Annotated in this window: 12 protein-coding genes; 10 read left to right on the forward strand and 2 right to left on the reverse strand. The window is 65.0% G+C overall.

The genetic code is table 11. The features are described 5' to 3' along the window. Positions 1-63 precede the first annotated feature (63 nt). From ACMDCR_RS08790 to ACMDCR_RS08830, 9 genes are all read left to right on the forward strand, one after another. Positions 64-744, forward strand: coding sequence for a DUF4178 domain-containing protein (locus tag ACMDCR_RS08790; RefSeq protein ID WP_413992166.1), 681 nt, complete (start codon positions 64-66; stop codon positions 742-744). Then, complete coding sequence (locus ACMDCR_RS08795) at positions 744-2165, forward strand: DUF4178 domain-containing protein (RefSeq protein WP_413992167.1); 1422 nt, start codon at positions 744-746, stop codon at positions 2163-2165. The genes ACMDCR_RS08790 and ACMDCR_RS08795 overlap by 1 nt, the downstream gene beginning before the upstream one ends. Then, positions 2162-2299, forward strand: a complete 138-nt coding sequence (locus ACMDCR_RS08800) for a hypothetical protein (RefSeq protein ID WP_284316537.1) — start codon at positions 2162-2164, stop codon at positions 2297-2299. The genes ACMDCR_RS08795 and ACMDCR_RS08800 overlap by 4 nt, the downstream gene beginning before the upstream one ends. 110 nt (positions 2300-2409) lie before the next feature. Continuing rightward, positions 2410-2637 carry a DUF350 domain-containing protein gene (locus ACMDCR_RS08805; RefSeq protein WP_413992168.1) on the forward strand — a complete coding sequence of 76 codons (228 nt, stop codon included), beginning with the start codon at positions 2410-2412 and terminating at the stop codon, positions 2635-2637. A 257-nt stretch (positions 2638-2894) separates the two neighbouring features. Beyond that, a complete protein-coding gene (locus ACMDCR_RS08810) occupies positions 2895-4403 on the forward strand; it encodes a polyamine aminopropyltransferase (protein WP_413992169.1) in 1509 nt (502 codons plus the stop codon). A 183-nt stretch (positions 4404-4586) separates the two neighbouring features. After that, the gene (locus ACMDCR_RS08815) at positions 4587-6224 is read left to right on the forward strand and encodes an FAD-dependent oxidoreductase (protein WP_413992170.1); all 1638 of its coding nucleotides are present in this window, start codon (positions 4587-4589) and stop codon (positions 6222-6224) included. 7 nt (positions 6225-6231) lie between these two features. Next, positions 6232-7401, forward strand: a complete 1170-nt coding sequence (locus tag ACMDCR_RS08820) for a hypothetical protein (RefSeq protein ID WP_413992171.1) — start codon at positions 6232-6234, stop codon at positions 7399-7401. Further along, positions 7398-7754: an adenosylmethionine decarboxylase gene (speD, locus tag ACMDCR_RS08825; protein ID WP_413992172.1), complete on the forward strand. Its 357-nt coding sequence runs from the start codon at positions 7398-7400 to the stop codon at positions 7752-7754. The genes ACMDCR_RS08820 and speD overlap by 4 nt, the downstream gene beginning before the upstream one ends. 182 nt (positions 7755-7936) lie before the next feature. Next, positions 7937-9142, forward strand: a complete 1206-nt coding sequence (locus ACMDCR_RS08830; RefSeq protein ID WP_413992173.1) for an ROK family transcriptional regulator — start codon at positions 7937-7939, stop codon at positions 9140-9142. A 92-nt stretch (positions 9143-9234) separates the two neighbouring features. Here ACMDCR_RS08830 and ACMDCR_RS08835 read toward each other — a convergent pair whose 3' ends face one another. Beyond that, positions 9235-10275, reverse strand: coding sequence for an SIS domain-containing protein (locus ACMDCR_RS08835; RefSeq protein WP_413992174.1), 1041 nt, complete (start codon positions 10273-10275; stop codon positions 9235-9237). 41 nt (positions 10276-10316) lie between these two features. After that, positions 10317-11222: a BadF/BadG/BcrA/BcrD ATPase family protein gene (locus ACMDCR_RS08840; RefSeq protein WP_413992175.1), complete on the reverse strand. Its 906-nt coding sequence runs from the start codon at positions 11220-11222 to the stop codon at positions 10317-10319. Between the two features lie 148 nt (positions 11223-11370). On the opposite strand from ACMDCR_RS08840, the gene ACMDCR_RS08845 reads away from it, so the two are divergent. Beyond that, positions 11371-12621: an extracellular solute-binding protein gene (locus ACMDCR_RS08845; RefSeq protein WP_413992176.1), complete on the forward strand. Its 1251-nt coding sequence runs from the start codon at positions 11371-11373 to the stop codon at positions 12619-12621. Positions 12622-12778: the final 157 nt, after the last annotated feature.

A 12778-nucleotide genomic window follows, 5' to 3' on the forward strand; every position in this document is an offset into this window, starting at 1 on the left:
GCTCGCCTTGAGGATGCCGGTCTGAAGACCGGCACACCAGTTCCCACCCGGTCCCCGATCCCCATGCGGAAATTCGCCTGTCCCTCCTGCGGAGCCGATGTGGTGTTCCAGTCGGCGCAGTCGGTCTATGCCGTCTGCGCCTATTGTCAGTCCATGGTGGTGCGTACCGATCTCGACGTGAAGGCCATCGGCAAGATGGCGGCGCTGCCGGACGATATGAGTCCGCTGCAACTGGGCACCGGCGGCGTCCATGACGGGCTGGACTTCACCATCATCGGCCGCCTCAAGATTGGCTGGCGCGACGGGTTGTGGAACGAATGGCACATGCTGATGTCGGACGGCCGCCGTGGTTGGATCGGCGAGGCGCAAGGTTCGTTCTCGGTGAGCTTCGAACTGGAAGAACCCTTGCCACGAGACGTCATGGCGTCCCTGGAGCGCTGCCTGCCCCTGCTGGCCGGAAATGGGGAAAGTGGGGAGGAAGTGGCGCCTGGCTTCCCGGTCGTGCTCAACGGCCAATCGCTGCGGGCCGTCGACATCAAGCAGGCGACCTGCCTCGGCAGCGAAGGCGAGCTCCCTTTCGCCGCCCCCAAGGGCAGGCGGACGATCGCCATCGATTGCGTTGGCCCCGACGGCGGCTTTGCGACGATCGAGCACAATGCCCATGAGGCGCGCGCCTATCTGGGCCGTTATGTCGAGTGGGATGATTTTCGCTTCTCCAACTTGCGGCCGCTGGAGGGATGGTGATGGACGAGCAGCCCTCGCCCCAGACGCCACCCGCCCGGCCCGCCGGCAAGCCACGCACCTTCGCCTGCCCCAACTGCGGTGGCCCGGTGACCCTGCGCGCCGTCGGCCAGTCGATCAGCGCCACCTGCAGCCAGTGCTCCTCGCTGATCGACGTGGCGGACGAGAATCTGCGCATCATCGAGGAGGCGAACTCGGCCCTGCGCCAGGGCGCCATCCCGATCGGCACGCGCGGCAAGCTCAAGGACATCGAGTGGGAGGTCATCGGCTATATGCGCCGCTCCGACCGCTCGGGCGACTATCGCTGGACCGAATATCTCCTGTTCAACCCCTTTTACGGCTATCGTTTCCTCGCCGAGGAGCAGGACCACTGGACCCTGGTGAAAATGCTGAACCAGGACGTGCCCGGCGCCGGGGGCCAGGGCTGGGTGAGCGCCAACGGACGCTCCTACAGGTTCTTCGGCAAGGGTACGGCGCTGACCACCTATGTCGCCGGCGAGTTCTACTGGCGCGCCAGTACAGCCGATGTCACCACCGCCACCGACTATATCGCGCCGCCCTACCGCCTGATGGTGGAAAGCAATGGCGAGGAGATCATCGTCTCCGAGGGCGAATATCTCGATGCCGGCACGGTTGCCGCCGCCTTCAAGGTAGCGCTGTCGCGGCCGTCTTCCTGGTCGTCGGGGGTTAGCCAGGTCAACCCGCACAAGACCTCGCTGAGCGTGGGCCTGATCGCCATCGCTGCGGCGACGGTGCTGCAATTCGTCTCGCTGGCAATGTCGCCGGATCAGCAGGTGAATCGGCAGACCTACACGCTGTCGGCCGCCGACAAGGGCAAGACGCTCTCCTCCGACACCTTCACGCTGAAGTCCGGGGGCAATGTCGAGATCGATAGCAATGCTGCGCTCGACAATGATTGGCTGGAACTGGACATGACGCTGGTCAATGTTGAGACCAACCAGTCCTATCCGGTTTCCCAGGCGCTGGAGCATTATTCCGGCTATGACGACGACGGCTTCTGGAGCGAGGGCGACAACGAGAATTCGGTGCTGCTGCCGCCCGTTCCGGCGGGCACCTACAAGCTCCTCGTCGAGCCCGATGCCGGCGTGTTCTCCAAGGCGGCGGTTGCGCCTCCGACTGGTCTATCGCCCAGCATGCAACGCCTCCTTAAGGGTGGGGCGAACATGAACACGCAGGACTGGCTCAACGCGCCGCCAGATCCGCCGCCGCCTCCGCCTGTCCTGCCGACGCAGAGTGTGTCCATCGCGGTGAAGCACGGTGTTCCCGTGTGGTCCAACTACCTCATCGCCATCGTGCTGCTGGCCATCCTGCCCATCTTCAGCATCGCCAGGCGCATGATGTTCGAGAAGTCGCGCTGGGAAAAAGGCGGCCTTGCCGAGGAATTCGAGAAGGGGGATGCATGAGCAGACTTCAGATGATCTACGCGGCCCTCGTCGTGCTGGGCATGTCGGCGGCCAATTACAACGGCTATGCCGTCGCCTCGATGTTCAACGGCAAGCAGACCGCCACCCGCGGCGTCAACGCGTATCACAAATAGGGCGTGTCATTCTCGAACTGAGTCAGCAAGATCGCAAATTGCTGCTGATATCAGTGAGCTAAGCTAGAAGGACGTTTCGACTTGAACGCATTTTGCTCCAGGGGGCTTCGATGGATACGACCAGCCTGATCGAATGGAAATACGTCGTCGCTTCCCTGCTTTATTCAGGCATCGGCGTCGTCGTCTTCGTCATCGCTTTCGCTTTGCTCGACCTGCTGACGCCCAAGGTGCAGGTGTGGAGCGAACTGGTGGAAAAGCAGAACGTTGCGATGGGGATTTTCCTGGGCGCCGTGGCGCTGGGGATCGCGGTGATCATTGCCTCGGCGATCCACGGGTGAGTCTTTGGGGAAAGGGCGCGACTCGCCTCCCCCACGAAGCTGGGGGAGGTGGGCCGACGAAGTCGGCTCGGAGGGGATGTGGTCCGCTAGCTCTCTATTGCCGGAAAAGGCCTCCAATTATTCATGACAGAGGCTGAGACCTTTCTTCTGAGGTCCTTACCCGTCGGACCACACCCCCTCCGACCTCACTCCGTTCGGCCACCTCCCCTAGCTTCGTGGGGGAGGCGAGCCGCGCCTCACTCCTCCAGGACTCCCCCGTGGAAATCCTCCTCCTCTTCTCGGCCTTCGTGATCGCCACCTGCGGGCTGGTCTATGAGCTCATCGCGGGGACCCTCGCGAGCTATCTCCTCGGCGATTCCGTCACGCAGTTCTCCACCATCATCGGCAGCTACCTCTTCGCCATGGGCGTGGGCTCCTGGCTGTCGCGCTATATCGAGCGCAACCTGCTTGGCTATTTCGTGCGCATCGAGCTCCTTGTCGGGGCCGTCGGCGGCAGTTCGGCGGCGCTACTTTTCGTGCTCTTCGATCACGTCGCTTCCTTCCGCGTCTGGCTCTATTTCCTGGTCGGGGTGATCGGCATCCTGGTCGGCATCGAGATCCCGCTGCTCCTGCGCATCCTCGAAGGCCGGCTCGCCTTCAAGGACCTCGTCTCCAAGGTCTTCACCTTCGACTATGTCGGCGCGCTGTTCGCTTCGCTGCTTTTCCCACTGGTGCTGGTGCCCTATCTCGGCCTGATCCGCTCGGCCTTCCTGTTCGGCATCCTCAACACGCTGGTGGCGATCTGGGTGCTCTATGCCATCCGGAGCGACATTCCCCGGCGCGGCGCCCACAAACTGGCCGCTTTCCTTGTGCTGGCCGGCCTTGCCGCCGGCTTCGTCTGGTCCGAGCGCATCCAGTCGATCTCCGAGGCCAGCATCTATCCCGGTTCCGTCATCTTCGCGGAATCGACGCCCTATCAGCGCATCGTCGTCACCCGCCAGCAGAAGGACATCCGTCTCTTCCTCAACTCCAACCTGCAATTCTCCTCGCTCGACGAATATCGCTACCACGAGGCCCTCGTGCACCCGGTGCTGAGCGCCCTGAAGGAGCCGCGCAAGGTGCTGATCATCGGCGGCGGCGACGGGCTGGCGCTACGCGAGGTGCTGAAATATCCGGCGGTGGAGCATGTCACCATGGTGGATCTCGACCCGGCCATGACCAAGCTGTTCTCTTCCAACGACCTCCTGACCAGCCTCAACCAGGACTCGCTGCACTCGCCCAAGCTCACCCTCATCAATGCCGATGCCTTCCTCTGGCTCCGGGAACAGAAGCCGGCGGACGAACGCTACGATGCGGTGATCATCGACCTGCCCGATCCCTCCAATTTCTCGATCGGCAAACTCTATTCGCTCACCTTCTATCGTCTGCTGAAATCGGCGGTGAAGGACGACAGCATCGTGGTGATCCAGAGCACCTCGCCGCTGGTGGCACGCAAATCCTTCTGGTGCGTAGACAACACCCTGGAAGCGGCGGGCTACCAGACCGCGGCCTATCACCTCTTTGTGCCCTCCTTTGGCGAATGGGGCTTCATCATCGGCTCGCTTTCGCCCTACCAACCGCCGGAGAGGCTGCCCGAGGGCCTGCGTTTCCTCGACCTGCCGACCATGCGAGCGATGTTCCAGTTCCCGCCCGACATGTCGCATATCCCGACTGCGATCCAGCGCCTCGATGACCAGCCGCTCGTGCGCTATTTCGATGAGGAGTGGGGCGATTACCTTATTTATTGAGCAGGGGAGGGCAGGAGTTTCGGCTGCGCGAGATGAGCCGCATGAGGATAGAGCGCGTCCTCGAAGTCTCCTCGCCCCGTTCTTGCAAGCCTCATCTCGCCCGACCGAAGAGCGCGATCCGCCCAATCCTGTGATGGGCGACTTCCCCGCTCCGGGCGGACGGCCTTCGCGTGTGCCGCCGCCATGACCCGCATCACCCGCAAGCAATTCCTCGCCCTCGGCGCGGCCGGTCTCGCTGGCGCCGGCCTCCTTGGCATCGAGAAGTTCGCGTCCCCCGCCTCCACCAGCGCACCAGCCGTCCCCGGCCAGCTCGTCGGCGCCTCTTCCGCCATCGGCCACCGCCTGCGCTCCGGCGGCTTCCCGGCGCCCGAGGAAACCCGTTCCGCCGGCCTCGTCATCGTCGGCGGCGGCGTTGCCGGGCTCGGCGCTGGCTATCGTCTGGCCAAGGCCGGCTTCGACGATTTCCTGCTGCTCGATCTCGAGGCTGCGCCGGGTGGCAATGCCGCAAGCGGGCGCAATACCGTCTCCGACTATCCCTGGGGCGCCCATTATGTGCCGTTGCTGACGCAGGAGGCCAGGGCCGTGCGCTCGCTGTTCGAGGATTTCGGCATCATTACCGGCTATGGCGCCGACAGCACGCCCGTCTATGACGAATACGCCCTCTGCGCCGACCCGCAGGAACGGCTCTACCGCTATGGCCGATGGCAGGAGGGCCTGGTGCCAGCTATTGGCATCAGCCCGGAAGAGGAGGCCGAATACAAGCGCTTCTTCGCCGCCATGGCAGCCTACCGCCAGCGCATCGGCAGCGACGGCAAGCGCGCCTTCGCGATTCCCATCGACCTCTCCTCGCAGGACGCCGACCTCATGGCGCTCGACACCATCACCATGACGCAGTGGCTGGAGCGCGAGGGCTACCGCTCGCCCAACCTCGCCTGGTACATCAATTACGGCTGCCGCGACGATTATGGTACCGAGGCGCAGCATGTTTCCGCCTGGGCCGGCATCCACTACTTCGCCGCACGCAACGGCCGCGCCGCCGATGCCGACGACCAGGGCCTGGTGACCTGGCCCGAAGGCAATGGCTATCTCGCCCATCGACTGGCGGCCGCGCTGGGCGACAAGGTGCGCACCCGCCAGCTCGCTTTCCATGTCGAGACCGGCGCCGATGGCGTCGCCATCGATGTCTGGGATGCCACGGCCGACAAGGTCTACCGCCTGCAGGCGAAGGCCGCGATCCTGGCGACGCCCCATTTCGTCACGGCGCGCCTCACCGGCGATCCCGCGCTCGCCACCGGCTTCAGCTACGCGCCCTGGGTGGTGGCCAACATCACGCTGAGCGCCATGCCGGCGGGCCTCGGCGCAGAGCTCAGCTGGGACAATGTGATCTTCGACAGCGCCCTGCTCGGCTATGTGGTGGCGACCCACCAGGCCACGCAGATGCGCCCGCTTGCCACCGTTCTCACCTATTACTGGCCGATCAGCCACCTGCCGCCCGAGGATGCCCGCCGTGAGGCGTTGGCCCGGCGTCTGGAAGACTGGCAGGCGATCTTCCTCAAGGAGCTGCTGGCCGTGCATCCCGAGCTTGACGGCCATGTCGAGCGCTGCGACGTCTGCGTCTGGGGCCACGCCATGATCCGCCCCGAACCCGGCTTCATCTGGGGCGAGCAGCGCCGCGGGAGCCTCGTGCAGAAACCGCCACTCTTCACTGCCCATTCCGACATGAGCGGAATCTCGATCTTCGAGGAAGCCTATACCCACGGCGTGCGTGCGGCCGAGAATGCCATGACTTATGCTGGGCACAGTTTCGAGACGGTGCTTTGAGGGCTGGATGATGAGCGGTTCAAAGGCGGGCCTCACTACTCACACTTTCCACCCAAACCCGATGCTTCACACCCAGCCCTGGATCTTCTCCGCCCGCTTCGATCTCGGCTTCATCCTGGCGCCGGCGCTGCTGGTGACGCTGGCGGCACTCGCCTGGCCGCTGCTCGGCCGGGCGCCGGATGAGATCCCCGCCGCGCTCTGGCTGGTGCTGGTGGTGGGCGTCGACGTCAGCCACGTTTATTCGACGCTGTTCCGCACCTATCTCGACCGTGCCGAGCTCGGTGCCCGCCCGCTGCTCTACACGCTGACGCCACTCCTCGCCTGGGCCGGCGGCTGCCTGCTCTATTGGTGCGGCAGCCTCATCTTCTGGCGCGTGCTTGCTTATGCCGCCGTCTTCCATTTCGTGCGGCAGCAATATGGGTTCATGATGATCTATGGCCGGCGCGAGCGCAGCCTGCCGGCCTTCTGCCGACGCCTCGACAAGGCCGCCATCTATGGTGCCACGGTCTATCCGCTGATCTGGTGGCACTGTCACGCCAGGCAATTCAACTGGTTCGTCGACGGCGATTTCCTGCAGCTGGATCTGCCCCTGCTGAGCCGACTCGCCGGCGTCGCCTATGCCGCCGTCCTTCTCGCCTATGCCGCCAAGGAGATCTGGCTCTGGCGGGGCGGCCATGGCTTCAACCTGCCGCGCAATCTTCTGCTGGCTGGTACGGCGGCATCCTGGTTCATCGGCATCATCCTGTTCGACAACGACCTGATCTTCACCGGCACCAATGTCATCGCCCACGGCATTCCCTATATCGCGCTGATCTGGGGCTATGGCCGCAACCAGACGCAACTGCAGGGCCTGACGCGCAATTCCTTCCTGACGCCCTGGATCGCACGCCTGTTCAGCTGGCAGGCCGTGCCCTTCTATATCGGCGCTCTCTTCCTGCTCGCCTTCATGGAGGAGGGGCTGTGGGACGGCTTCGTCTGGCGCGAGCATGCCAGCCTGTTCGGCGCCTTCCAGGCCCTGCCGAGCTGGAGCGACTCCGCCAACCTGATATGGCTGGCGCCATTGCTCGCCATGCCGCAGGCGACCCACTACATCCTCGACGCCTTCATCTGGCGCATGCAGACAAGGGATACCAATTGGAAGCGCATCCTCTTCCTGCAGAATCCGGGGCGGCCATGACCGTATCAGCGCCCTTCGTCCCAGGTCTGCACCTCCTCATCGACTTCTGGGAGTGCCGCATGCCCGATAACCCGACCGAGATCGAGGTGGCCCTGCGCGAAGCCGCCGTCGCCTGCGGCGCCACCGTGCTGACGGTGGAACTGCATCATTTCGGCGAAAGCGGCGGCATCACCGGCGTGGCGCTCCTCGCCGAATCCCACATCAGCATCCACACCTGGCCCGAGACCGGCTACATCGCCCTCGACATCTTCATGTGCGGCCGCTGCGACCCGCAGCTTGCGGTGCCGGTCCTGCAGAGGCGGTTCCGGCCGGGACGGGTGAAGGTGGGCGCGCATCAGCGGGGACAGGATTAGCGCGCGAGGCTTGTGACGGGAAACGCGGTTTGCGGGGGGGGGGCGGGTCTTCAGACCCGGCTCTTCTGGACGGGGAGAGGTTACCAAGAGCCGGGTCTGAAGACCCGCCCCCAATCGTGCCCGATTCCGGCACGACATAGCATGCTCTGGAATCCCACCCTGAGCCTGCTACAACACCATCGATGGACATTCCGAGCCCTCCCATCCTGACCGAGAGTTCCCGCGCCGTGCTGCGCCTCCTGGCGATGCGGGGGCCGATCACGCGGCCGCAGCTCGGGGCCATTCTCGATCTGTCCAAGCCCACCATGTCGGCGGCGGTGTCGGAGTTGAGCGCGATGGGGCTGGTGACCTCCTTCGGGTCACACAAGGGCGCCATGGGACGCACGGCCGTGATCTACGGGCTTGGCCCAGCGGCGGGCTATGCGGTGGGAATCGATGTCGGCGAGGCGCAGGTCAGGGCGGTGGCGCATACGCTGGACGATCTGCCGCTCGCCACTATCGAGGAGCAGATCCCGCGCCGCCAGCGCGGCTCGATCGAGGGCGTGGGCGAGGTGATAGAATCGGTGGCGCGGGCGGCCATGCTGGCCGTCGGCGACAAGCATGGCTCCCCGCGTACGGTGGCCGTCGCGGTGCCGCGCATCGTCTCGCAGCATCATCTCGGCCAGAACAAGCGCCGCAGCCCCGAGGCAATCCTTCAGCAGCTCAGGAACTGGCTGGAGGTGCCCGTCATCCTCGAGAACAACGTCAATTGCGCCGCGCTGGGTGAACTTCATTACGGCGCCGCGAAGAGCCATGATGTCTTCGCCTATCTCCAGGTCGGCGTGCGCATCGGCCTTGGCATCGTCATCAATGGCAAGCTGTTCCGCGGCTTCAACGGGGCCGCCGGCGAAATTGGGCGTTTGCCCTTTCCCTGGTCGCTGTCGGACAGCCCGACGCGCGAAGGCCTCGAGCATTATCTCGGCTCCAACGCGCTGATCCGCCGCTGCACGGAGGACTGGCCGGAAGAAGAAGGGCCGGCGCCCGTTTCGGCCAAGGAACTCTTCGCCTGGGCCGAGGAGGGGCTGCCGCGCGCCGAGAAATGGGTAACGCGCCATGCCGCCGATATCGGCCGCCTGGTGGCCGCCTGCATCGGCATGGTCGATCCCGGCCTGATCGTGCTCGGCGGCGGCGTAGGGCAGAATCCGCTGGTGCTCAAGGAAGTGCAGCGGGTGGCCAGGGAGCTCACCTGGGCGGCCGACATCGCCGTCAGCGCCCTCGGCCCCGGCGCGACGGCCCTGGGCGCGACGCGGCTCGCCGCCGAGCACGCGCTCGGGCTGATCCTGGGCGAGAGCAATCGTTCGCTGGTGGTGCTGCCCTCGCTGAGGACGGGGGCGGTAACTGCAAGGTAGATGTGGAGTGGCAGTCTCCGACTGCCATCTTCCTTTCCTGCAGACGCACCGGATCCAAGATTGGCAGTCGGAGACTGCCACTCCAATTCCCACTATACCTCCGTCGGCGACCAGGGCTTCAGCTTGGTGTCAGTCTGGCGGTAGCGGAATGTGATGTCGGTCAGGCCGGCGGCGTCCTGCATCTCGCCGACGATAAGCTGCGTTGCCACGATATGCACGATGGCATCGGCGATCTCGTTGCCGCCTGATGGCAGGGTCATCACCGCGAGCTTGTCGGTGGGGGCGATATCGGTGCGGTTGGTGATCAGCACGCTGGGGCAGCCGAAGCCGGCAACGTCGACGGCGATCTGCGCCTCCCTGCCATTGCCGAAGGCGATAAGGCCGGTACGTCCGTCCTGCGATTCCATCGGCCCGTGCAGATAGTTCAGCGTGTCCCAGCCGGCAGCGGGGATGCGCACAGCCTCGCGGATCAGCATCGCGCCCTCGCCCGCGGTGGCAAAGCCTGCACCGGCGCCCACGAGATCGATGGAGGCGCGCTTGGCGAGGAGGTCGGCGGCCCGCTTGGCCGGGTCGGCGCTTTCCATGAGCACCCGAGCGATCGTGCCGGGCAACGGGCCCCAATGGGCGTCCACCGCCCTGCCGGTGAGGTGGTCCGCCAACTGGCCGATGGCAAGCAGCATGCTGGTATAGCCGGTGGAACTGGCGCCGTTGTCGTCGCCCGACTGTGTGCCGATCACCGCGCCGGTGATGCCGGCCAGCGGGTTGTCGGTGCCTCGGCAGATTGCAAGGCGCGGCAGGTGGCTGCGCGACTGCATGACATCGGCGATCTCCTTGCTCTGCCCGGAGGCCGAGAGCGCGACGAAGGCATCGGCGGCGTCGACAGCCTCGTAGAGGTCGGTCGAGCAGAAGGCGAAGGCGCGGCGGCCACGGGCGCGCAGGAAACTCGCGCCGGCCAGCGCCGCCTGGTAGCTGGCGCCGATGCCGGCAAAACCGACAGCCTTGCCCTCGAAGGCCGAAAGGTCGAGGACCCTCAGCGTCTCGCTGACCGCCGTCCGGGTCGTTTCCAGGGCTTCCGGCTGGCGGGCCACCGCCGCGCGATAACCGATCCGCCGCATTACGGCATCCTTTGTCATGGCTGAAACATCCGCTGTGAGTTTCGATTGGGAAGAAGAGGTTATTGGAGAGCGCGCTCGGCCAGCACCAGGGCGCCGGTGACGGGCGGGGCTCGCAAAAGCACGACGTTGCTGGCGGGCGAGATCTCGGCCATGCCGCTCCTGAAGGCCTGCATCAGGCGCGGCTGCTCGACGATGACGCCGCCGCCGGCGACCACGTTCGAGGCATCGGCCCCGCGGCGGATCAGGATGCCAACCAGCGCCGCCAACGCCTTGCCGCCCTCCGCGATCACCGTTTCGGCCAGGGGAGATCCACCATCGGCCGCGCGGAACACGGCGTTGGCGTAGCGGCCCCAGATCACGGCACTGCGTGTATCGTTGAGGAGGCGGCCCAGCATGGTGGGATCAGCTGTGCCGATCTCGGCCATCAAGGAATCGATCAGCCCATCGTTGCGATGGCCATTGTCGAGCGCGCCGCGCACTGCCTTGGCGGCCTCGCGCACAAGGGCCGGGGCGCTGCCCTCGTCGCCGAGGATCCAGCCCCAGCCGCCGGCGACCAGCATCTCACCTCTCGCCGAGCGCGCCACGGCGATGGAGCCGGTGCCGGCGACGACGCCGATACCGCCGACATAGCCGGCCGCCGGCGCCATCAGCTCGGAATCGTTGAAAACCTGGACCACGCCGGGCAGGTGCTGGCCGAGGGCCCGCTGATATTCCCGGCACTGCTCGTCCGTATCGCAACCATGCGCACCCACGGCGGTGGCGCCAAGCGCGGCCGCCGGCAGGTCCTTCTCGGCGCAGAGACGCGTGACGAGGCCGGCGAGGGAGCGCGCATCCGCTTGGACCTCGCGCACGCGCCATGCGTCGGTCGGCAAGGTGGTGTCGACGACGGGCCGCCCGGAACTATGGATGAGCACGCTGGTCTTGGTGCCACCTATGTCGATGCCCGCGATGATCTCTGTGCCCATGCCTTCACGCCACCCCAGCCGCCGGACGTCCGTTGAGACCGTCCTTCTAATTTAGTTAGGCAAGTTAACAAACTATCTAGCCACGGGGCAAGATCTATGATTTCTTAGCCGCATAGATAAGCGCGAAGCGTGCAACGGGAGATGGGGAATGGTTACAAAGCATATCGGGAGAACCCTTCTGGCTGCTGTTGCGGCTTGGGGCCTGGCGGCGTCGGCTGCCCTTGCCACCGAGATTTCGTTCTGGACCTGGCGCCAGGAGGACAAGGCCGCCTACAACGAGATGTTCGCGGATTTCACCAAGCTGAACCCGGACATCACGGTGAAGTTCGAGTCTTTTCCGGATGAGAACTATCCCACCATCGTCTCGACGGCTCTGGCGGCCGGCCATGCTGGCGATGTGATCCACACCCATGCCTATGGCTGGCTGGAGCAGTTCATCAAATCCGGTTATTTCGTGCAGCTCGACCCGTCGAGCGTGCCCTCAATCGCCAACATGCCAGCCGATGCGCTCGCCGCCACCAGCTATCGCGTCGACGGCAAGCTCTATTCGCTGCCTTTCGCCTCGCAGACGCTGGGCCTGTTCATCAACAAGGACGTCTTCGCCAAGGCGGGCCTGACCCCGCCCAAGACCTGGGACGAGTTCATCGCCGTCAGCAAACAGCTGAAGGAAAAGGGCATAACCCCGCTTGCCAACGGCCTCGGCACCAGCTGGTTCAACGAGATGTTCGTGGCTGTGTTCACCAATCCCTTCCTCAGCCAGGATTTCGTCAAGGATCTGGTCGCCGGCAAGACCACCTTCAAGGATCCGCGCTATGTCGCGGCGCTCGGCAAGCTGCTGGAGCTGCGCGATTACATGCCGCAGGGCTATGAGGGTGTCGATTACGACACTGCCGGGCAGCTCTTCCTCACCGGCCGCGCCGCCATGCTGGCCGGCGGCAGCTTCGACATCGCCACCTATCGCGGCCAGAACCCGGCGATCAATATGGACTTCGTCGCCCCGCCGTCGGCCAAGGCCGGCGATACGCCCGAAGTCACCAAGTTCTACGACGGCGGCTATGCGGTGAACGCCGCCTCGCCCAACAAGGAGGCCGCGCTGAAGCTCGTCGACTACATGGGCACCAAGGCCTTCGGCGACAAGCTGGTCTCGCTGCTCGGCAATATCTCGCCGATCAAGGGTGTCGAGGTGAAGGATCCCCTGCTTTCGGAAGTGGCGATGCTGAACCAGACGGCGATGCCCCACATCAACGTCGTCTATTTCCGCTTCCAGAAGCCGACCGGATCGGAGCTTCTGCAGGGCGACATCACCAAGATGATGGCCGGGAGCATCACGCCGGACCAACTCGCCGCCGACCTCACCAGCGGCCTGGCGAAGTGGTATGCTCCCTTCCAGGGGAAGTGAGGGGAGGAGGGCGACTTTCGGGGCTGATTGGCCACGGGTGGGCGCCCACCCGTCATCCCGGCCACAGAGCCGGGATCCATGAACACCATCCTGCCAGGTTTGGTGTTCGCGAATTCCGGGTCTCCACGCACAAGTGAAAGCTTGCGAGGTTACAGTC

This window comes from Labrys okinawensis (genome assembly GCF_047345005.1).
GTDB classification, from domain to species: domain Bacteria; phylum Pseudomonadota; class Alphaproteobacteria; order Rhizobiales; family Labraceae; genus Labrys; species Labrys okinawensis.